Annotated in this window: 21 protein-coding genes; 13 read left to right on the top strand and 8 right to left on the bottom strand. The window is 37.0% G+C overall.

The features are described 5' to 3' along the window. Positions 1 to 600, bottom strand: a 600-nt coding sequence (locus Q0252_RS01320; RefSeq protein ID WP_297982813.1) for a SurA N-terminal domain-containing protein, incomplete at its 3' end; no start/stop codon positions are given. A 238-nt stretch (positions 601 to 838) separates the two neighbouring features. Between Q0252_RS01320 and lon the strand changes: the two genes are divergently transcribed. The 11 genes from lon to Q0252_RS01375 all read left to right on the top strand — a co-directional run bounded on the left by lon (position 839) and on the right by Q0252_RS01375 (position 11800). Beyond that, positions 839 to 3244: an endopeptidase La gene (gene lon / locus Q0252_RS01325; protein ID WP_297982815.1), complete on the top strand. Its 2406-nt coding sequence runs from the start codon at positions 839 to 841 to the stop codon at positions 3242 to 3244. A 211-nt stretch (positions 3245 to 3455) separates the two neighbouring features. Continuing rightward, positions 3456 to 4370: a DUF4349 domain-containing protein gene (locus Q0252_RS01330; protein ID WP_297982817.1), complete on the top strand. Its 915-nt coding sequence runs from the start codon at positions 3456 to 3458 to the stop codon at positions 4368 to 4370. Positions 4371 to 4454: 84 nt separating this feature from the next. Then, positions 4455 to 6095: a glucose-6-phosphate isomerase gene (pgi, locus tag Q0252_RS01335; protein ID WP_297982820.1), complete on the top strand. Its 1641-nt coding sequence runs from the start codon at positions 4455 to 4457 to the stop codon at positions 6093 to 6095. 31 nt (positions 6096 to 6126) lie between these two features. After that, positions 6127 to 6354 (top strand): hypothetical protein, encoded by a 228-nt coding sequence (locus Q0252_RS01340; RefSeq protein ID WP_297982822.1) that lies wholly within the window; start codon positions 6127 to 6129, stop codon positions 6352 to 6354. Then, positions 6344 to 6634: a type II toxin-antitoxin system RelE/ParE family toxin gene (locus Q0252_RS01345; protein ID WP_297982824.1), complete on the top strand. Its 291-nt coding sequence runs from the start codon at positions 6344 to 6346 to the stop codon at positions 6632 to 6634. The genes Q0252_RS01340 and Q0252_RS01345 overlap by 11 nt, the downstream gene beginning before the upstream one ends. Before the next feature lie 23 nt (positions 6635 to 6657). Continuing rightward, a complete protein-coding gene (locus Q0252_RS01350) occupies positions 6658 to 7542 on the top strand; it encodes a bifunctional 5,10-methylenetetrahydrofolate dehydrogenase/5,10-methenyltetrahydrofolate cyclohydrolase (RefSeq protein WP_297982826.1) in 885 nt (294 codons plus the stop codon). Further along, positions 7535 to 8167 (top strand): 7-carboxy-7-deazaguanine synthase QueE, encoded by a 633-nt coding sequence (locus tag Q0252_RS01355; RefSeq protein WP_297982829.1) that lies wholly within the window; start codon positions 7535 to 7537, stop codon positions 8165 to 8167. Before Q0252_RS01350 ends, Q0252_RS01355 begins: the two co-directional genes overlap by 8 nt. Positions 8168 to 8208: 41 nt before the next feature. Beyond that, the gene (locus tag Q0252_RS01360) at positions 8209 to 9570 is read left to right on the top strand and encodes an exopolysaccharide biosynthesis polyprenyl glycosylphosphotransferase (RefSeq protein WP_297982832.1); all 1362 of its coding nucleotides are present in this window, start codon (positions 8209 to 8211) and stop codon (positions 9568 to 9570) included. Between the two features lie 37 nt (positions 9571 to 9607). Beyond that, positions 9608 to 10360 carry an ABC transporter permease gene (locus Q0252_RS01365; RefSeq protein ID WP_297982835.1) on the top strand — a complete coding sequence of 251 codons (753 nt, stop codon included), beginning with the start codon at positions 9608 to 9610 and terminating at the stop codon, positions 10358 to 10360. Next, a complete protein-coding gene (locus Q0252_RS01370; RefSeq protein WP_297982838.1) occupies positions 10360 to 11178 on the top strand; it encodes an ABC transporter ATP-binding protein in 819 nt (272 codons plus the stop codon). Before Q0252_RS01365 ends, Q0252_RS01370 begins: the two co-directional genes overlap by 1 nt. Further along, the gene (locus Q0252_RS01375; RefSeq protein WP_297982841.1) at positions 11162 to 11800 is read left to right on the top strand and encodes an outer membrane beta-barrel protein; all 639 of its coding nucleotides are present in this window, start codon (positions 11162 to 11164) and stop codon (positions 11798 to 11800) included. The genes Q0252_RS01370 and Q0252_RS01375 overlap by 17 nt, the downstream gene beginning before the upstream one ends. Before the next feature lie 30 nt (positions 11801 to 11830). Here the strand turns inward: Q0252_RS01375 and Q0252_RS01380 are convergent, their stop codons facing one another. Continuing rightward, positions 11831 to 12157 (bottom strand): hypothetical protein, encoded by a 327-nt coding sequence (locus Q0252_RS01380; RefSeq protein WP_297982844.1) that lies wholly within the window; start codon positions 12155 to 12157, stop codon positions 11831 to 11833. A gap of 85 nt (positions 12158 to 12242) precedes the next feature. Continuing rightward, positions 12243 to 13052 (bottom strand): M48 family metallopeptidase, encoded by an 810-nt coding sequence (locus Q0252_RS01385; protein ID WP_297982847.1) that lies wholly within the window; start codon positions 13050 to 13052, stop codon positions 12243 to 12245. A 115-nt stretch (positions 13053 to 13167) separates the two neighbouring features. Here Q0252_RS01385 and Q0252_RS01390 point away from each other — a divergent pair, with 115 nt between their 5' ends. Beyond that, positions 13168 to 13695: a DUF4251 domain-containing protein gene (locus tag Q0252_RS01390; RefSeq protein ID WP_297982849.1), complete on the top strand. Its 528-nt coding sequence runs from the start codon at positions 13168 to 13170 to the stop codon at positions 13693 to 13695. Here Q0252_RS01390 and meaB read toward each other — a convergent pair. After that, on the bottom strand, positions 13688 to 14674 hold the full coding sequence (gene meaB / locus Q0252_RS01395; RefSeq protein WP_297982855.1) for a methylmalonyl Co-A mutase-associated GTPase MeaB: 987 nt from the start codon (positions 14672 to 14674) through the stop codon (positions 13688 to 13690). The genes Q0252_RS01390 and meaB overlap by 8 nt on opposite strands. 68 nt (positions 14675 to 14742) lie before the next feature. On the opposite strand from meaB, the gene Q0252_RS01400 reads away from it, so the two are divergent. Continuing rightward, a complete protein-coding gene (locus Q0252_RS01400; protein WP_297982856.1) occupies positions 14743 to 15069 on the top strand; it encodes a cytochrome C in 327 nt (108 codons plus the stop codon). Between the two features lie 48 nt (positions 15070 to 15117). Here the strand turns inward: Q0252_RS01400 and Q0252_RS01405 are convergent, their stop codons facing one another. The 4 genes from Q0252_RS01405 to prfA form a co-directional block, all read right to left on the bottom strand. After that, positions 15118 to 16110: an enolase C-terminal domain-like protein gene (locus Q0252_RS01405; RefSeq protein ID WP_297982858.1), complete on the bottom strand. Its 993-nt coding sequence runs from the start codon at positions 16108 to 16110 to the stop codon at positions 15118 to 15120. Positions 16111 to 16174: 64 nt separating this feature from the next. Further along, positions 16175 to 18292, bottom strand: a complete 2118-nt coding sequence (scpA, locus tag Q0252_RS01410) for a methylmalonyl-CoA mutase (RefSeq protein ID WP_297982883.1) — start codon at positions 18290 to 18292, stop codon at positions 16175 to 16177. Between the two features lie 122 nt (positions 18293 to 18414). Continuing rightward, on the bottom strand, positions 18415 to 18711 hold the full coding sequence (locus Q0252_RS01415; RefSeq protein WP_297982860.1) for a hypothetical protein: 297 nt from the start codon (positions 18709 to 18711) through the stop codon (positions 18415 to 18417). 131 nt (positions 18712 to 18842) lie between these two features. Next, the gene (gene prfA, locus Q0252_RS01420) at positions 18843 to 19928 is read right to left on the bottom strand and encodes a peptide chain release factor 1 (protein ID WP_297982861.1); all 1086 of its coding nucleotides are present in this window, start codon (positions 19926 to 19928) and stop codon (positions 18843 to 18845) included. Positions 19929 to 20252: the final 324 nt, after the last annotated feature.

Below are 20252 nucleotides of genomic sequence, written 5' to 3' on the forward strand. Positions count from 1 at the left end.
GACTAATACCAGGTCTTTCATGTCCCAGCCCTGGAAAATTTCTTCAGCCTCTTTCTTGCTTACTGTAACTCCCGAAGAAATATTAGCAAAAACCTGTCTTGCCATCATTCTGTATTCGATAGCTTTTCTGGTTTTCAACCAGTTGTTGTACAGCTCCATGTTTCCGGATTTCTGTACTTCTTCCACCTGTTTTTTGATTTCCTGAACTTTAAAGTTTCCTTTCTCGTCAAAATTCTGTGGATTTTGTGCAAACATTGGGTCGAACTGAAGTTGGTTCCAGAACATATCGTCTGTCAACTCAAGACCCATTTTTTCGAACTGTTGCTTAATAAGTTTGCTCTGCACCAACATTTGCCAAGCCTGCTCTTCCAAACCGGTTGTTGGTTGGCCTTGTTGCTGTGCTTGTTGTTGCATGATGAAAAGTTGGTCGTTGAACTCTTCTCTGGTAATTTTGTCGCCATTTACCTTTCCTAAGACATCCGGATTTTTACCAAATACTTTATCAATACTGTCCGGGTTTACCAGGAACGCCAATAAAGCTAAAGCAATTACCCCCATCAAAAGCCAAGGTCTTTTTCTAATCTCTCCTAAAACTGCCATTTTTTGTGTATAATTTTATCAGTCTGCGAAAATACACATTTTTAGCAGATTAAGAAAAATTTTCACCTTTATTATTGAATGCTTTTGCAACTTAATGACAATTTGGACTAAAATTTCCGTTGGCATACCGATTGACAATTTATACACACCTTTTTAAAGATGGCATTTTTGGATAAACGTTTCCGAATTTGCCGATAACCTATTTAATTAAAATGACAATTTGTCATTATACAAGATTATGACAGAATTTGAAGATATCAACTTTGAAGAAATAATGGATGACGGTTTCAGCATTGTGGCTGAAGAAATAAATTTGGACGAAATTATGGATACTTCCAAAAACTCAGACCAGGAAATTTATCCGATTTTGCCGGTGAGAAACATGGTGATGTTCCCAAAAGTAGTTATTCCGATTACGGCCGGAAGAGAAATGTCCATCAAACTGTTGGAAGAAGCACAGAAGAACAACGAGTTTATCGGAATTTTAAGCCAGAACAATTCGAACATAGAAAATCCTACGGAAAAAGACCTTTTCCAAATTGGGACTTTGGCTAAAATCATTAAAATCATCAAGCTTCCCGAAGGTAATATCACAGCAATTACAAGAGGATTTCAGAGATTTAAAGTGAAAAACTTTACCGATTCGAAACCTTACTTTAAAGCGGAAATCAGCAAGTTGAAAGATACTGCGACCAAGAAAAAAGAAGAATACGAAGCTTTGTTGGAAAACATCAAAGATTTAGCTTTAAAAATCATCGAACTCGACCCCAATATTCCGAACGCAGCCAATTTTGCAGTGAAGAATATGAATAATAATGAAGATTTGCTGAATTTTATCTGCACCAACGCAAACTTTCCTTCCAATGAAAAACAAAGATTATTGGAGGAAAAAAGCCTGTTGGTTCGTGCTGAAAAACTATATGAACTGATGCATGATGATTTCCGCAAACTGGAACTTCGCAACCAAATTCATCAGAAAACCTCAAAAGATTTAGACAAACAGCAGCGCGAATATTTCCTGAACCAGCAAATGAAAACTATTCAGGAAGAATTGGGAGGTGGCGCTGAAAGTGATGCCGACGAACTTCGCGAAAAAGCGAAAACTAAAAACTGGACTGCCGAAGTTCAGGAACATTTCGAAAAAGAACTTGCGCGACTTCAAAGACAACATCCGAATTCTCCGGATTATAATGTTCAGCGAAATTATTTGGATTTCTTTACTGATTTACCTTGGGGAAATTATTCTAAGGATATTTTCGACATTATTAAAGCAGAAAAAGTGTTGGATAAAGCTCATTTCGGACTCGAGGACATCAAAAAAAGAATTTTGGAACACATGGCTGTTTTGAAATTGAAAAACAATATGAAATCTCCCATTTTATGTTTGGTTGGTCCTCCCGGAGTTGGTAAAACTTCGCTTGGAAAATCCGTTGCAGATGCTCTTGGAAGAAAATATGTAAGAGTTTCTTTGGGCGGACTTCACGATGAATCTGAAATCCGTGGACACCGTAAAACTTATATCGGAGCTATGGCCGGAAGAATCTTGCAGTCCATTAAAAAATCAGGAACCTCAAACCCTGTCGTAGTTTTGGATGAAATCGATAAAATCGGTCAGGGAATGCACGGAGACCCGAGTTCAGCACTTTTGGAGGTTTTGGACCCGGAACAAAACTCTACGTTCTACGATAATTATTTAGAACACGGTTACGATTTATCCAAAGTGATGTTTATTGCAACAGCCAATTCTCTTTCAACGATTCAAAGCCCGTTGTTGGACAGAATGGAAGTCATCCAAATTGCGGGTTATACTCTTGAAGAAAAAATTGAAATCGCAAAACGCCATTTGGTTAAAAAACAGCAGGAAGAAAACGGTTTGGAAGCGAAATCTTTCAAACTTGGAAATGCCGAACTGAAACATATTATTGATGCCCATACTTCCGAGAGCGGTGTTAGAACTCTGGAAAAAAGAATCGCTTCTATTGCACGTTGGGTTGCCCTTCAAACCGCGATGGAAAAAGAGTTTGATTCAAAAATTTCCATTAAAAAAATTGATGAAATTCTGGGCGTTCCAAGACCAAGAAGTTTGTCAGAAATTACCGGTGTTCCCGGAGTTGTTACAGGTTTAGCATGGACTTCTGTTGGTGGCGACATTCTGTTTATTGAAAGTATTTTGAGCAGCGGCAAAGGAAATCTTACGATGACCGGAAATCTTGGAAACGTCATGAAAGAATCCGCAACGATTGCGTTGGAATACATCAAAGCGAAACACGAAGATTTGGGAATTTCGAAAGAAGATATTGAGAAAAACAACATCCATGTTCACGTTCCGGAAGGTGCAACGCCGAAAGACGGACCTTCTGCTGGAATTGCGATGCTGACTTCGATGGTTTCAAGCTTCAAAAATAAAAAAGTGAAACCTCATCTTGCGATGACGGGAGAAATTACCCTTCGTGGAAAAGTTTTGCCTGTTGGTGGAATTAAAGAAAAGCTCTTGGCTGCAAACCGAGCTGGAATTAAGCAGGTGATTTTATGTGAAGCCAATCGAAAAGATGTAGAGGAAATTAAAAAAGATTATTTGAAAACCCTCAAAGTTTCTTACGTCAACCGAATGAGTGAGGTGATTGAGATTGCTTTGGAAAAGTAATTTCAACTGAAAACAATATTTTTTTGCCACAAATTCACAACTAATTATTAAAAAAATTCGCGAATTTGTGGCAAAATAATTTTACAAAACACTGTAAATCTGAAACTTGTATTGCAAACATACTTTACAAGCAGAAAAAAATGCTTTTACAAACTTTACAAAAATTTCAGGCGGAACTTTGAGTCATTCAAACCCAATAAAAATTTCCGTTATGAAAAATTTACATTCAAAAATCGCTATTAGTTTATTCGTTATTTTAACAGTTTTTTCTTGTAGTAAATCAGAAATGGTTGAAGATTCAGCAAAAGCAGAAATCTCAGCGGATTACGCAGAAGCTGTTTCCGCAGACAGTGTTTCAATGGCTGCTTCACAAACTGTTGCTGATAAAAAATTTGTGAAAACCGCAGACGTAGACATGGAAGTGAAAGATGTCTATGAAGCCACCGTTTTCATCGAAAAACAACTGAAAGAATTGGGCGGATTTGTTACAGTAAGTCGTTTGAACAGCAATGTTGTTTCTGAAGATACATTCGAGACTTCCGATTCTGAAGCAACTTTGGTGAAGAAATTTCAAACCGACAATAAAATGCAGGTTCGGGTTCCGACTGAAAAATTAGGAGATTTCCTGACTTTCATTAATGATAAAAAAGTTTTTCTAAATTCAAGAATAATCATTGCAGAAGATGTGACGAACAATGCGAAGATTGCCGAACTCGAAACTCAAAAACTTCAAAAAACCGGAACCGTCATCGAAAAAATGAAAAACAACGGCGAAAAAGTAGAGAAAACAGAATCCAATTTGGAGCAAAATAAACAGCAACATATTGAAAAAATGAACCTTGCAGACAACCTGAAATATTCCACTGTAGATATTTACATTAAAGAACCCAAAGTTCGCGTGGCTGAAATTGCTGTAACCAACACCAACAATATCGATAACAAATACAAATTCAACTTTTTCTATGATGCGAAAAATGCTTTTGTTGAGGGGTTTTATTTGGTACAAAGACTGATTGTCGGTCTTATTGCAATTTGGCCAATTATTTTAATTGGATTCTTAATCATTTATTTCTTGAGAAAAAGAAAGGTAGTTGTTTCAAATCCAACTCAAAATACGACAGAATAAAAATCACAATTAACAGAAACACAACCTCCGAATTTTTTGGAGGTTTTTATTTTACGTAAATTTGTGGCTTCAAAATACGACAGAATGCTACCAAAAATAAATCCTACGCAAACCACCGCTTGGAAAGAACTAGATAATCACTTTGCTCAAAACGATTTCGAACTTCGTTCGTTATTTCAATATAATCCTAACCGTTTTTCTGAATTTTCAGTTCAGCACGAGAATTTTTTGTTCGATTATTCTAAAAATTTAATCGATACGAGAACAAAAGAACTTTTGTTAAAACTGGCTGAAGAAACTCAGGTAAAAGAAGCAATTTCCGCCATGTTTTCTGGAGAAAAAATTAATGAAACTGAAGGAAGAGCAGTTCTTCACACCGCTTTAAGAGATTTTTCTGAAAAAGAAATCTTGGTTGATGGTGAAAACATTAAGCCTCAAATCAAAAAAGTTTTAGCGCAAATGAAAACCTTCTCTGAAAAAGTCATTTCCGGAGAACACAAAGGTTTTTCAGGAAAAGAAATTACGGATGTGGTGAACATCGGAATCGGTGGTTCTGATTTGGGTCCTGCAATGGTGGTTTCGGCTTTGAAACATTTTAAAAAGAGACTGAATGTTCATTTCGTTTCAAATGTAGACGGAAATCACATCGCTGAAACTGTAAAAAAACTCAATCCGGAAACGACTTTATTCATCGTTGCTTCGAAAACATTTACAACGCAGGAAACGATGACAAACGCAGAATCTGCAAAATCTTGGTTTTTGAAAGCAGGAAAACAGGAAGATGTGGCGAAACATTTCGTGGCGCTTTCTACCAACGTTGAAGCGGTAAAAAAATTCGGAATTGCTGAAGAAAATATTTTCGAATTCTGGGACTGGGTTGGCGGAAGATATTCTCTGTGGAGTGCAATTGGCTTAAGCATTGTTTTGGCAGTTGGTTACGACAATTTTGAGCAGCTTTTGAAAGGTGCTTTCGATACAGATACTCATTTCCAAACTGCTGATTTTTCTGAAAATGTTCCTGTTTTAATGGGATTATTGGGAATTTGGTACCGCAATTTTTATGCGGCTACTTCTTACGCAGTTCTTCCGTATTCACAATATTTGGACAGATTTCCGGCGTATCTTCAGCAAGGCGATATGGAAAGTAACGGAAAATGTGTTGACAGAAACGGCGAATTTGTGGAATATGAAACCGGACCAATTATTTGGGGAGAACCTGGAACGAACGGTCAACACGCATTTTATCAGTTGATTCATCAGGGAACAGAACTGATTCCGGCGGATTTTATCGCTTATGCGAAATCTTGCAACAAAGTTTCTGACCATCAGGATAAATTATTGGCGAACTTTTTCGCACAAACCGAAGCTTTGGCGTTCGGAAAAGATGAAGACGAAGTGGAAGCAGAATTAAAAGCATCCGGAAAATCGGAAGAAGAAATCGACAGATTGCTGAATTTCAAAGTTTTTCATGGAAACACACCAACCAATTCATTCTTGTTCAAAGAATTAACACCTTTTTCTTTGGGACAGTTGATTGCCTTGTATGAACACAAAATTTTCGTTCAGGGAATTATTTGGAACATTTTCAGTTTCGACCAGTTTGGGGTTGAACTAGGAAAAGTTTTGGCCGGAAAAATCCTTCCGGAATTGGAAAGCGCCGGTGAAATTACGTCGCATGACAGCTCTACAAACGGTTTGATTAATTATTTCAAATCGAATAAATAATTGCTAAATTTGAACTGGAAATCACTTGGCAATGACACAAATTACGATACAAATTAAAAATAAAGAGGAAGAAACTTTTGTTGAAACTTTTCTTAAGAAAATGAAAATCCGTTTCGAGAAAAAAGACGAAACAGATGACGATTTTGAATTGACAGACGAGATGAAAAAAGCTATTGATGAATCTTTGAATGAAGACAAATCAAAATTTGAAGATGCATTCGAATCATTAGATAGAATCTCAAAAAAGTATGGCATTTAAGATTAAAGTTTCTTCATTAGCCACGCGAAACATTGATAACGCTTTGGAATTTTATCATTCTAAATCAAAATCTTCTGCAAAAAACTTTAAAAAGAAACTTTCTGAGGCGTACAAAACTTTGAAGACCAATCCTTATTTCGCCTTGAGATATCATGAAGTAAGAGCGCTTCCTTTGAAAAATTTTCCTTATCTAATCTTTTTTGATATTGATGAAGAACTGCGGATTGTGAATATCCTTTCCGTTTTTTGCACGTATCAAAACCCTGAAAAACATCCCTAACATAAAGTAAAAAGAAAGAAAAAATGGCTCAGATTTTAGACGGTTTAGCACTCTCAAAGCAAATAAAGCTTGAGATTAAGGACGAAGTTCAGAAAATTCTTGCACGGCACAGAAGAGCGCCGCATTTGGTGGCGATTCTGGTGGGAAACAACGGCGCGAGTAAAGCTTACGTTAACTCCAAAGTGAAAGACTGTGAAGAAGTTGGGTTTACATCAGGTTTAATAAAATTTCCAAGCACCGTTTCGGAAGCAGAATTGTTGGAGAAAATTGACGAGCTTAATAAATCAAAAGCTGTGGATGGTTTCATCGTTCAGCTACCTTTGCCGAAACAGATTGACCAGGAAAAAATCATCATGGCAATTGACCCAAGAAAAGATGTCGATGGTTTTCATCCCGAAAATTTTGGAAAAATGGCGCTGGAAATGCATTCTTTTTTACCGGCAACTCCATTTGGAATCCTAACATTATTAGAACGTTACAACATCGAAACCAAAGGAAAACACTGTGTTATTATCGGAAGAAGCCGTATTGTTGGAAAACCGATGGCAATTTTGATGGGAAGAAAAGATTTTCCGGGAAATGCGACGACAACGTTGACGCACAGTTACACGCCACACGTTGAAGATTTCACCAAAAATGCAGATATTGTGATTACTGCTTTAGGCGACCCACATTTCTTAAAAGGAGATATGATTAAAGAAGGAGCAGTTGTAATTGACGTTGGAATTACAAGAGTGGATGACGACTCAGAAAAAGGTTATCATCTTGCCGGAGACGTAGATTTTGACAGCTGCGCCGAAAAAGCAAGTTGGATTACACCGGTTCCGGGAGGAGTTGGACCAATGACGAGAGCCATGCTCATGAAAAACACGCTTATTGCTTATAAAACTTCAGTTTATAATGACTAAAGAAGAAAAAGATATTTTATTGAAAGAAGGCAAAATGCTCCCTGTAATGGAGCATTTTTACACTTTACAGGGAGAAGGTGCACACACGGGAAAAGCTGCTTATTTCATCCGTTTGGGTGGTTGTGATGTCGGTTGTCACTGGTGCGATGTGAAAGAAAGCTGGGATGCAGAACTTCATCCTGCAATGGACACGATCGAAATTGCAGAAACTGCTGCGAAACACTGCAAAACAATCGTTTTAACAGGAGGTGAACCTTTGATGTGGAATTTGGAGGTTCTTACTTCAAAACTTAAAGAGTTGGGTTGCCAAATTCATATTGAAACTTCAGGAGCGTATCCGATGAGCGGACACTTGGATTGGATTACCCTTTCACCAAAGAAAACCGGTTTGCCTTTAGAAGAAATTTACTCAAAAGCCAACGAGTTGAAAGTGATAGTTTTCAATAATAACGATTTTAAATTCGCTGAAGAACAGGCTGCAAAAGTTTCGGAAAACTGTACCCTTTATCTCCAAAGCGAGTGGAGCAAAAGAAATGAAATGTACCCGACAATTACAGATTTCATTCTGGAAAACCCAAGATGGAGAGCATCAGTTCAGACACATAAATATTTGAATATTCCATAGTTTTATGTTAACTTGGTCTTCTGTCTTGAAATAAAGATTACATGCAAAGACTTCGATATTCTCGTTATTTTAAAGCGGTCATCATTGTACTGGACATTCTTATTGTCGCAGCAGTATTTCTGTTTTTAAATTTCGGAAGAAATGTTCTGCAAAGGGATAATATCGATCAGCATGTTTTTATCGTAATACTCCTTTCGTTGTTTTGGATGCTGCTTAGTTCCAGAACAAAACTCTATAACGTTGAAAGAAGTTTAACTTACACTAATTACCTGGAACGGCTTTTTACCCATATCGTTGTTTTTATTCTGGGTATCATTTTACTTTCAAAAGTTACCAATAACGAACTTTTGGAAAAGGACAAGTTTACTTTTGCAGTTGTTCTGTTTTTTATATTATTTTTCATAAAATCCTTAATTTTCTTTGCCTTAAAGTACATCCGTTCTCAAGGAAAAAACCATAGAAACATTATGTTTCTGGCGGAAAATTCATCATCAGCAATTCTGAAATCTATTATTGAAGAAAGAAAAGATTATGGATATAAAATATTTGATTATCCCGAACAAAACATCGACATTCAAAATCTAAAAAAATTCTGGAAAAAGAACGGAATACATACTCTATATCTTCCATCTGAAAACAGTATCGATAAAAATCTTGAAGACAAAATTTTTAACGAAGCTGAACTCTGCAAAGTTCGAATCTCATTAATTCCCAATATCATACAAAACGAATTCTTCTCTTACGAATTAGGATATATTGAATCTCAACCCATACTTTCTCCCATAAAATTTCCTCTTGAATTTTTAGGCAACCATTTAATTAAAAGAGTTTTTGATATTTTATTTTCAGCATTTATTTTGTTAACCATTGGAATATGGTTAATACCGCTCGTTTCAATCTTAATTGTTCTAAACAGTAAAGGTCCAGTATTTTTTAGGCAAAAAAGATATGGTTTTCATGACGAAGTTTTCACTTGTTGGAAATTCAGAACAATGTATTTCGAACCTTATCCTTCAACGAAAACTACTGAAATTAATGATCAACGAATTACTTCAGTAGGTAAATTTCTTAGGAAAACCAGTATTGATGAATTTCCACAGTTTTTTAATGTTCTTTTAGGTGACATGTCTGTTGTGGGACCTAGACCACACATGCTTTTGGTTGATGAATTTTATAAACCAAAAATAGGCAGATATTCTGTTAGAAGCCTTGTAAAACCGGGTATTACCGGACTAGCTCAAGTCAATGGTTTACGCGGTGATCATGGTGACATGGGCATTGAAATGAAAAAAAGAGTTCTAGCAGATTCATTCTACGTAAAAAACTGGAGTTTCAGCCTTGATATCATTATTATTTTAAAGACTGTTCTTTTGGTTCTTGCAGGCGATAAAAACGCAAGATAAAGAGACTGTTAAATTTAAAAATGCGTATTTTCGTAGCATGATTAAGAAATTTCTAACCGCAATGGGCGAATATTTCCTGCTAATAGGAAAAGCCATGCAAAGACCTCAGAAAAGAAGCGTTTTCTGGAAGCTTTTTATGCGGGAAATAAACGATTTAGGTATTAATTCTTTTGGATTGGTGGTTTTCACATCCATTTTTGTGGGTGCGGTTGTTGCCATCCAGATGTATAATAACTTTAGTGCTTCATCCTTCCCTATTCCTACTTCTTTTGTAGGATATGCTACCAAAGCAGTTTTGGTTCTGGAATTTTCTCCAACAATTATCAGTTTGATTTTGGCCGGAAAAGTTGGCTCATACATTGCATCCAGTATTGGAACAATGAGGGTTTCTGAACAAATTGACGCGCTTGATATTATGGGAGTAAACTCAGCAAATTTTTTAATTCTGCCGAAAATTTTTGCCTGTGTGATTTTTAATCCACTTCTTATTGCAATAAGTATTGTAGTAGGAATTGGAGGTGGTTTTGTTGCAGGCGAACTTACCGGAAACTGGACTACAGCAGAATTTACGACAGGGGTACAAATGTATATGCCCAATCTTTTTATTTACTATGCTTTTGCTAAAACAATTGTTTTTGCGTTTATTATAGCCACTGTTCCGGCATATTTTGGTTATAATGTAAATGGAGGTTCACTTGAAGTGGGACGGGCAAGTACACAAGCTGTAGTTTGGACAATGGTGTTTATTATTTTGTCCGAATTAATTTTAACACAAATGATTTTGAGCTAATGATTGAGGTAAAAGATTTAAAAAAAGAATTTGCCGGCAACGAAGTACTTAAAGGCATTACAACAACTTTCGATACGGGAAAAGTAAATCTGATTATAGGCCAGAGTGGTTCCGGTAAAACAGTTTTCCTGAAATCACTTCTAAATGTTCATGAACCATCCAGTGGTACAATTCTTTTCGATGGAAGAGATGTTATGAAGATGAGCAGGGATGAAAAGCAAAGTTTGCGGGCAGAAATAGGAACTGTATTTCAGGGAAGTGCACTGTTTGATTCACTTACCGTTGAAGAAAATATATCTTTTCCTTTGGATATGTTTACCAATCTTTCTTTTCGTGAGAAAAAAAGAAGAGCTTTTGAAGTAATGGGACGAGTTCATCTGGATAAAGCAGGTAAAAAGTTTCCATCCGAAATTTCCGGCGGGATGCAAAAAAGGGTTGCCATTGCCAGAGCCATTGTAAATAATCCGAAATATTTGTTCTGTGATGAACCCAATTCGGGATTAGATCCATATACCTCCAATGTAATCGATGATCTTTTACTCGAAATTACCAAAGAATATAACACAACCACTATTATTAATACCCACGATATGAATTCTGTAATGACGATTGGGGAAAAAATCGTTTACCTAAGAAACGGATTGAAAGAATGGGAAGGAAATAAAGACATTTTAATTACAGCAGACAATAAAAACCTTATTGATTTCGTTTATTCATCAGAGTTGTTCAAGGAACTGAGAGAATATTTCCTCAGTACAAACAAGACATCAATAGAGAATATTATAACAAAGCCTGAAAATAATGACAAAGATTCTTAGCACAGCACTTTTAGGATTATCAATTTTTGCATCAGCGCAAGTATCGGTATCGGGAAAAGCCAATTTGCTGTTTCCAACAAGTTCTTCAAAATGGAAGGACATATCTTCATCTGCCACAAATGCATACGAAAACGTAGGTAAAAATAATGTAGGTTTCAACTTCGGACTTTCTGCCAAGGTAAGTTTACCCGGTTCATTTTTCATTATGCCGGAAGCGTATTACACTACCTTTAAAAACGAATATACCGACCCAAATACCAATACAACACTAGAAGCAAAAAGCAACCGCGTTGACGTTCCTGTTCTTTTGGGATATAATCTTTTGGGAGAAAGTTTGGGAGCGTTTATTGGACCTGTAGCAAGTTATAATTTTGCCGCAAAGAACGAAGAATATCTTACATCTCCAGGCAGGTTTGCCGAAAAAGCTAAAAATGAATTTACCATAGGGTATCAATTTGGGGTTCAAGCAAAAGTTAGGAAGCTTCTTGTAAACGCTAGATATGAAGGCGCCTTTACTAAGGACCAGAGAGATTTTATTGAAAATGTAGCCGACAGTTATTCAACTATTAGGTACGATAACCGCCAGAGCCTTTTAATACTGGGGCTGGGTTATGAGTTCTAAGTAAAAAATTATCGAAGTAAAGTCCACAGATTAATAAAAATCTTGCGGATTTTTATTTTCAACAGCTTGGCTATTCTGCATTTGCTGTTGCTTTACAAGCTCGGCCGCCTGTTTTTCAAGGGCTTCTTTATCTTTCTGAAGCTGTTTGTATTCTGCTTTTTTCTGTGCTTCTTTTATTGCAGAACCCTTGCTTACATAACCCACCATTCCGCCAAGAATTAATCCTATACCAATTCCGGCCATCATTCCCATAATATGCGAAAGTTTAATTTGTTCTACTGCAAAATCTGTAGTAAGGTAAAAAAGAACCCCTGAAATAATCAGCAATACAATCCCTATAAAACTTATACTTTTCATCGTTTATTCGTTTAATTTAAAAAAAATACCTTCCCAAATTTAATAAATTTTCGGGAAGGTTATGTATAATTTTTAAGATGAAGAACTAAATCTTCCCTCCTGAAGCTTTATAATACTCTAAAGCTTTTGCCATGTGTTTTTCCAAATCTGCTCTACGGTTTTCCGGACTCGGGTGAGTGGAAAGGAATTCCGGTGGTCTGCTTGTACTCGTTGACATAGATTCCATTCTGTGCCAGAAAGGTTGAGATTCTCTAGGATCGTATCCTGCCATACCCATTAGGTAAAGTCCCATTTCATCAGCTTCTAACTCCTGATTTCTTCCGTATTTCAACAAGGCAACTTGCGCTCCAACCGGGTAAACCTGAGAGAAGATATTGGCCCATTGTGCACTGGAAATTGTGCTTCCTAAAATTGCACCACCATATTGGGCGACCATCGCCTGAGAAATTCTTTCGTTACCATGTCCTGCTAAAGCGTGTGAAACTTCGTGACCTAAAACCACTGCCAAACCTTTATCCGTCTGAGAAACTGGCAAAAGCCCTGTATAAACAGCTACTTTTCCACCAGGCATACACCAAGCGTTAACGGATTTATCTTCAAGAAGATTAAATTCCCAGTTATAATTTGCCAATGCATCTGCCTGACCTATACTACTATAATAATTTTGAGCAGCATTTGCTATTCTTCTACCTACGTTCTGTACCTGTTTTGCTGCAGTAGTTCCGCTAATTACTTTACTTTGAGAAAGTGTTTCTTTATACTGTTGTAAAGCCATCGCTTCAATCTGTTGATTGTTTGCCAATTGAAGGGATTTTCTTCCGGTAATTGGATTTGTTGTACACGCTGCCAATGATAACGACACCGCGCCAATCGCTAAAATCTTATTAATTTTCATAGTATGAATATTTGAATATTTGCTTAACTTTTACAATTATTATTCCAAATATAAAATTACTGTTTCTAAATTGCTTTTTAGCATTAATTTTGTATATAATTTTAAAAATTATACAATGAAGAATTTTTTAACTCTTATAATATCAGGACTTTTACTATTGATAGTTTCCTGTGCGAGTAAAGCTTATGTGCAGCCAGCAGAACTTACCAATCTTCTGAAAAACGAAGAATTTACGTTTATGGCGGAAAGAGCGAACCCTACAAATTACGATGTGATAAACGTGATGAATTCATTTCCTAATTCTACTTCAACAAGAATGCTTAATTTAGATTATGGATATGCAATTGTTGTAAAAAAGGAGAAACTTGAAGTTACTTTGCCTTATTTTGGAAGACTTTACACTCCAAGTATGGATAATGATAAAAACAGCTACCGTTTTAGCTCAAAAGATTACAGCATATCCAAATCAGAAGGCAAAAAGGGATCAACTATCGTAACAATTGCACCAAATGACGTGACGAATGTCAGAAGAATTATTATGGAAGTTTATAAAAGCGGAAAAGCTTATGTATCTATTGATTCCAACGACAGACAGCCAATTTCTTATGATGGATATATTATGAAAAATCAGGTGGTTAAGTAATACCTTTCAAAAATTTCTCAACAAAAATTTTTGCTTCCGAACTTGGATTGGATTTCAGTTCGGAAGCATTTTTTTTATGCATTTCAAAATCGGTTTCTGCTTCGGAATTATTTTGAGTCCTTTGGAGTATATAATTTTGAACCCAATATTCGAAGCGTTTTTCGGCTTGCAATTTTCTTACTTCATCAAATCTTCCCGAAGTTTTCTTCAAACCGATAAAGTCATTAATTTTATCGAAAACCTCCTTCAAACCTATATTATTTAATGCTGAACCGAGTAAAACCGGAACTTTCCAGTCTTTTTCTTTTTCGGGCATAAAATGCAGCGCTCTTAACAATTCCTGCTTGGTACTTTTGGCTTTCTGAAGGTTGTCATCATCTACTTTATTAATGAAAACGACATCCACCATTTCCATAATTCCGCGCTTAATTCCTTGAAGCTCGTCTCCTCCGCCAATAATTTTCAGAAAAAGAAAAACATCAGAAATATCATTGACTAAAACTTCGCTTTGTCCAACACCAACGGTTTCAATTAAAATAAAATCATAACCTGCCGCTTCACAAATCAACATCGTTTCGAAAGTTGTATTGGCAATTCCTCCCAAAAACCCGGAACTTGGGGAAGGGCGAATAAATGCATTTTCCTCTTTAGCCAGTTCTTCCATCCTTGTTTTATCGCCCAAAATAGAGCCTTTATTCAACGCAGAACTTGGGTCGATAGCTAAGACGGCTACTTTTTTTTTATTTTGTATAGCAAGTCTTCCAAAATTTTCAATAAAAGTAGATTTTCCGGCTCCCGGAACTCCGGTAATTCCTACGCGAACAGAATTTCCGGTAAAAGGCATTAATTCTTTGAGTAAATTTTCTGCAATTACACGATGTTCGGGCTTCTTACTTTCCACCAAAGTAATCGCTTTACCGAGTAATCTTTTATCACCCGACTTCACACCGCTAATTAATTCCTGAACTGAAAATTTCATCTTAACAAAAATAGGTATAAAAATTATTGAAAAAAATACTAAATTTGGTAGAACTTAAATAGAAAACTATGAAAAAACTGATTCTTTTACCAATTGTAGCTGTTGCTTTTTTGGTTTCATGTAAATCAAAAACTACAACTTCCACGACAACAGACGCAAGTACAGTTGTTGGAACTTCTCCAGAATTCACAGGTAAAACAAAACTGACTGCAGGAATGATTGCCGAAGGAAAAACAACTTTCGAAACTTCTTGTGCAAAATGTCATGATTTGCCTGTTCCAGCAAAATATTCAGACGAAAAATGGATTGGAATTATGAACGCCATGGCTCCGAAAGCAAAACTTTCTAAAGCGCAGAGCGAAAGTGTTTACAACTACGTTACTTTCAAAAATTAATTTTTTTTGAATAAAAATAAAGCGGACTCAATAATAAGTCCGCTTTTTTTATTTTAAAGAAATTCCCAGTCCTGGTTTTTCGGAAAGTTTAATTTTTCCATTTTCAATGAAACTTCCGGTTGCAAAATCGTTGGAAATTAAATTCGCGCCGTCCAAATCAGCAAAATCACACAATGGGGCAATCGCACAACCTGCAGAAATTCCAACAGAGGATTCCGTCATACATCCAATCATAATTTTGTAGCCAAGACTTTTCGCTTTCTCAATAAATTCCAAGGCCGGAGTTAAACCACCACATTTCATGAGTTTAATATTAACCGTACTATAATGTGGGAGCAAGTCGTTAAGAATTTCTATATTTTGCGCGTCTTCATCAGCCATCCAATTCGCAAAACCATCTTTTCTTAAACTTTGAAAATGGCCAATTTCCATTGGCTGTTCGATGTACATGAAATTTTTCACAATTTCTTGTTCCTGAAGCCATTTACAATCTTCCGAACTAAAACTTGCGTTGCAATCAAGTGCGATGTTTCGGTTAAGTCCTGCTAATTTTTCTACTGATTCTTTATCCAAGCCTTTACATTTCACTTTGAATTTATTCCACGAACTTTTTTCAATTTTATTAATCTGTTCCTCAACATCAGCAATTGAAATCGTAATCGAACTTTCAACTAAATTTTTAGTTTCAATGGCATTAAGTTCTGCAAAAGATTTATTTTCCAGCTTTCCATATAAGTCCCAATAAGCACAATCCAAAGCAGAAAGTAGAAACGGATGAATTTCTAACCCTGATAAAAACTTGAAAAACTCTTTAGGATGAACAATTTTGTGATTTTCAATTTTACCTTGAATTTCACTCAGTTTTAAAATAAATTCTTCGAGATTAATATTGTAATAATTGATGGCGACACATTCTCCGTAACCTTCGTTTCCATTATGGGAAAGTTTTACGAGCAGGGCATCACGCTTGTCGTAGTTGCCGTAGGCGATTGAAAAGGTTTCTTTGAGCAGAAGTTCGGTATTGTAGAATTCGAGTTTCATGTGGCTTACATTAAATTGCCACTAATGCACTAATAAATTCGTGGCAAAAATTATAATAGATGGGTTAATTTAGATATTTCTCCAAAATTTCACATGCCGATTTCGGCAAATTCGTTCCCGGGCCGAAAATAAAATCCGCTCCGTTTGCATAAAGAAAATCGTAATCCTGTTGAGGAATTACGCCACCTACAACAATCGTAATATCGTCTGCTCCTAATTTTTTCAGTTCTTCGACAACTTGCGGAACTAAAGTTTTGTGACCTGCCGCCAAAGAAGAAATGCCCAAAATATGAATATCGTTTTCCACAGCCTGTTTCGCGACTTCTTCCGGCGTTTGGAACAATGGCGCAACATCCACATCGAAACCCATATCTGCAAAAGCTGTAGCAACTACTTTCGCACCACGGTCGTGACCGTCCTGTCCCATTTTTGCGACCATAATTCTTGGACGGCGACCTTCGTTTTCCTCAAATTTTTGAGTTAAAGCAACAGCTTTTTCAAAATATTCGTTTTTATTGGCATTCATAGCGTAAACTCCCTGAATTGTTCTGATATTAGCTTTGTAGCGTCCGAAACTTTCTTCCATTGCGTCGCTCATTTCGCCTAAAGTTACTCGGCTTCTTGCGGCTTCAATACATAAAGCGAGAAGATTTCCGTTTCCGGTTTTAGCGCATTCGCGGATTTGATCTAAGATTTCTTCAACTTTTGCGGAATCTCTTTCGGATTTTATTTTTTCAAGTCTTTCGATTTGTTTTTTGCGAACTTGTGTATTATCAATATCCAAAATCTCCAGTTCCATCTGTTTCAAATTGGATTTGAACGAATTAACACCGATGATAAATTCTTCTCCACTGTCAATTTTAGCCTGTTTTCTTGCGGCGGCTTCTTCAATTCTCATTTTTGGAATTCCGGCTTCGATGGCTTTTGTCATTCCACCCTCTTTTTCCACTTCATCTATGAATTTCATCGCTTCATCAATCATCTGCTGCGTTAAACTTTCTACCAAATGACTTCCGCCCATTGGGTCAACAACGTCACAAATTCCGCTTTCCTGCTGAAGAATAATCTGCGTATTTCTTGCAATTTTTGCAGAATAATCCGTTGGTAACGCAATTGCTTCGTCCAAAGCATTAGTGTGTAAAGACTGAGTTCCGCCCAAAGCAGAAGACAACGCCTCAATCGCAGTTCTTGTAATATTATTGAACGGTTCCTGTTCTGTCAAAGACCAGCCCGAAGTTTGGGAATGCGTTCTCAATGCTAAGGATTTTGGGTTTTGTGGATTGAATTGCGTTAATAAATTCGCCCAAACAAATCTTGCAGCACGCATTTTTGCAATTTCCATGAAGTGGTTCATTCCCATTGCCCAGAAAAATGATAAACGCGGCGCAAAATCATCGATGTTCATGCCTGCTTTGATTCCGGTTCTCACGTATTCCAAACCGTCGGCTAAAGTGTATGCCATTTCCAGAACCGGTGTTGCTCCAGCTTCCTGCATATGGTAACCAGAAATGGAAATTGAGTTGAATTTCGGAATATTTTTAGAAGTATATTCAAAAATATCGGCAATGATTTTCATTGAAGGCGTTGGAGGATAAATATACGTGTTCCGTACCATGAATTCCTTCAAAATATCATTCTGAATGGTTCCCGAAAGTTTTTCTTGTGAAACACCCTGTTCTTCCGCAGCTACAATATAAAAAGACAAAATCGGCAAAACCGCACCATTCATCGTCATCGAAACCGAAATTTCGTCCAACGGAATCTGGTCGAATAAAATCTTCATATCTTCCACGGAATCTATGGCAACTCCTGCTTTTCCAACGTCGCCTACAACTCTTGGATGGTCGGAATCGTAACCGCGATGTGTCGCCAAATCAAATGCAACGGAAAGTCCTTTTTGTCCGGCTGCTAAATTTCTGCGGTAAAAAGCATTGGATTCTTCAGCCGTAGAAAATCCGGCGTATTGACGAATTGTCCAAGGCTTTTGCACGTACATTGTGGAATACGGTCCGCGCAAATACGGCGCAATTCCGGCGCTTCCTTCCGCTATATTTTCTTCGCTTAAATCTTTTTGGGTGTAAGAGGATTTCATTTCGAGACCATCTTTTTCGAAAAAGTAAGGCAATTTATCTTCAAAATTGATAGAAAAATTAGGACGGTGATTTTGAATTTTTTGGCGCATTTTTTCAGTCTTTAGTGCGTAGTAAAGGTATGAAATTTGTGCAACTGAAGAAGCACGGTTATGCATTAAATCTACAAAAAAGCCCTCCAAATGGAAGGCTTCAATATTGAGTGAACATAAATTTATTTATTGGGATCTCCGTCTCCGTCGGTTGCTTTTTCTATTTTGTCACTAGTTTTTTCCGCACCTTCTTTAATTGCTTCACCGGCATCTTCTAATGCTTCACCTGTTTTTTTAGCCGCTTTTTGCGCTCCATCTTCAACTTTTTCTGCTGTTGAATCTATTCTTTGTTTATCAAAACCAACAGTTTCTACTGTCGTACTTCCTCCATCTTCATTTAAAGTGGTGGTTGTTTTCTTTTCGCAGGAAACAAAAGCCATTACAGCAATAAATACAAGTAAGACAACTGATTTTTTCATAATTCAGAATTTAAATTTCATCAAAAATATGTCAATTATCTTTCTGATTTTCAATATTTAAATCAAAAATAATTATACAATTTCCATAAAAAAAGCGAACCGAAGTCCGCTTGATTTATTCTGATGGAATATTAGTAATTTTCTTCCTCTCCCTTCATTTTCTCAGCATTTTCAGCCATAATTACGGCATCAATCATTTCCTGTATATCGCCGTTCATATAGGCATCAAGATTGTAAATGGATTTGTTGATTCTGTGATCGGTTACTCTTCCCTGCGGATAATTGTAGGTTTTAATTTTTGCAGAACGGTCACCGGTTGAAACCATCGTTTTTCTTTGTGCAGCGATATCTCCCACAACTTCCTGCAATTTGATGTCGTATAATTTTGCACGAAGCATTTCCATCGCTAACTCTCTGTTGGCCAACTGCGAACGCGCCTGCTGACAAACCACCACAATTCCTGAAGGTTTGTGTGTCAACTGAACTTTTGTTTCAACTTTGTTAACGTTCTGTCCACCTGCTCCACCGGAACGCGAAGTCTGCATTTCTATGTCGGCCGGATTAATTTCTACATCCACTTCTTCGGCTTCGGGCAAAACGGCAATGGTAATCGCAGAAGTGTGAACACGACCCTGCGATTCGGTTTCCGGAACACGCTGCACGCGGTGAACTCCAGATTCAAATTTCATAATTCCATAAACGCCTTCTCCTTCCACTTTCATCACCAATTCTTTGTAGCCTTTTGAAGCTTCGCTGGAATCGGTAACTTCGTGACGCCAACCTTTTGTTTTGAAGTACATCGTGTACATTCTGTAAATATCTTCTACAAAAATGGCTGCTTCATCTCCACCAGTTCCTGAACGCAATTCCACGATAACGTTTTTGTCATCTGCTGGGTCTTTTGGTATTAAAAGCACTTTCAATTCTTCTTCGAAAGCAGGAATTTTATCCTGAGCTTCGAGTTTTTCCATTTTGGCTAAATCCACCAAGTCTTTATCTGAACCGTCTGCAATAATTTCGTCGGATTCTTCGATGGTATCCAAAGCAGATTTGTAAGCATCATAAACGGAAACAATTTTCCCAAGGTCGCTGTACTCTTTGTTCAGCTGTCCGTATTTTTTCTGGTCGGAGATTACATCGGGCTGAATAATAAGGTCTGCAACTTCGTTATAACGCTGCTTTATTGCTTCAAGTTTTGGAATAAGTGACTTTGCCATTGTGGGAATTTTGTGGGTGCAAAGATAGTGAAAAAGTTTGAGGGTTTTAAGCTGATGCAAGGTGCAATTGGTGCAATTGGTTTTGGATGCGATTGGTGAAGGTTAGTTGAAAGAATAAAGACTGAAGTTCTAGCCCCGGTTGAAGCGGCATCCTTTTGCGGAGCGAAGCGGAGCAAAAGATAAAGCGGAAAACGGGTGTTCGTGTGAGAGAAGGGAGAATTGGGTTGCTTCTGAAAATTTTTGAATTTAAAAGCAAGCTGGTTATTTTAACACCCCGTCTGAATCTGCGATTCAGACACCCCTCTGTGAGAGGGAAACCCAAAA

The organism is uncultured Chryseobacterium sp. (genome assembly GCF_936933875.1).
In the GTDB taxonomy this organism is placed as follows: domain Bacteria; phylum Bacteroidota; class Bacteroidia; order Flavobacteriales; family Weeksellaceae; genus CAKZIK01.

Coding starts and splice junctions, on each gene's coding strand:
- lon (WP_297982815.1), top strand. CDS start 839: ATGACAGAATTTGAAGATATCAACTTTGAAGAAATAATGGATGACGGT.
- Q0252_RS01330 (WP_297982817.1), top strand. CDS start 3,456: ATGAAAAATTTACATTCAAAAATCGCTATTAGTTTATTCGTTATTTTA.
- pgi (WP_297982820.1), top strand. CDS start 4,455: ATGCTACCAAAAATAAATCCTACGCAAACCACCGCTTGGAAAGAACTA.
- Q0252_RS01340 (WP_297982822.1), top strand. CDS start 6,127: ATGACACAAATTACGATACAAATTAAAAATAAAGAGGAAGAAACTTTT.
- Q0252_RS01345 (WP_297982824.1), top strand. CDS start 6,344: ATGGCATTTAAGATTAAAGTTTCTTCATTAGCCACGCGAAACATTGAT.
- Q0252_RS01350 (WP_297982826.1), top strand. CDS start 6,658: ATGGCTCAGATTTTAGACGGTTTAGCACTCTCAAAGCAAATAAAGCTT.
- Q0252_RS01355 (WP_297982829.1), top strand. CDS start 7,535: ATGACTAAAGAAGAAAAAGATATTTTATTGAAAGAAGGCAAAATGCTC.
- Q0252_RS01360 (WP_297982832.1), top strand. CDS start 8,209: ATGCAAAGACTTCGATATTCTCGTTATTTTAAAGCGGTCATCATTGTA.
- Q0252_RS01365 (WP_297982835.1), top strand. CDS start 9,608: ATGATTAAGAAATTTCTAACCGCAATGGGCGAATATTTCCTGCTAATA.
- Q0252_RS01370 (WP_297982838.1), top strand. CDS start 10,360: ATGATTGAGGTAAAAGATTTAAAAAAAGAATTTGCCGGCAACGAAGTA.
- Q0252_RS01375 (WP_297982841.1), top strand. CDS start 11,162: ATGACAAAGATTCTTAGCACAGCACTTTTAGGATTATCAATTTTTGCA.
- Q0252_RS01380 (WP_297982844.1), bottom strand. CDS start 12,157: ATGAAAAGTATAAGTTTTATAGGGATTGTATTGCTGATTATTTCAGGG.
- Q0252_RS01385 (WP_297982847.1), bottom strand. CDS start 13,052: ATGAAAATTAATAAGATTTTAGCGATTGGCGCGGTGTCGTTATCATTG.
- Q0252_RS01390 (WP_297982849.1), top strand. CDS start 13,168: ATGAAGAATTTTTTAACTCTTATAATATCAGGACTTTTACTATTGATA.
- meaB (WP_297982855.1), bottom strand. CDS start 14,674: ATGAAATTTTCAGTTCAGGAATTAATTAGCGGTGTGAAGTCGGGTGAT.
- Q0252_RS01400 (WP_297982856.1), top strand. CDS start 14,743: ATGAAAAAACTGATTCTTTTACCAATTGTAGCTGTTGCTTTTTTGGTT.
- Q0252_RS01405 (WP_297982858.1), bottom strand. CDS start 16,110: ATGAAACTCGAATTCTACAATACCGAACTTCTGCTCAAAGAAACCTTT.
- scpA (WP_297982883.1), bottom strand. CDS start 18,292: ATGCGCCAAAAAATTCAAAATCACCGTCCTAATTTTTCTATCAATTTT.
- Q0252_RS01415 (WP_297982860.1), bottom strand. CDS start 18,711: ATGAAAAAATCAGTTGTCTTACTTGTATTTATTGCTGTAATGGCTTTT.
- prfA (WP_297982861.1), bottom strand. CDS start 19,928: ATGGCAAAGTCACTTATTCCAAAACTTGAAGCAATAAAGCAGCGTTAT.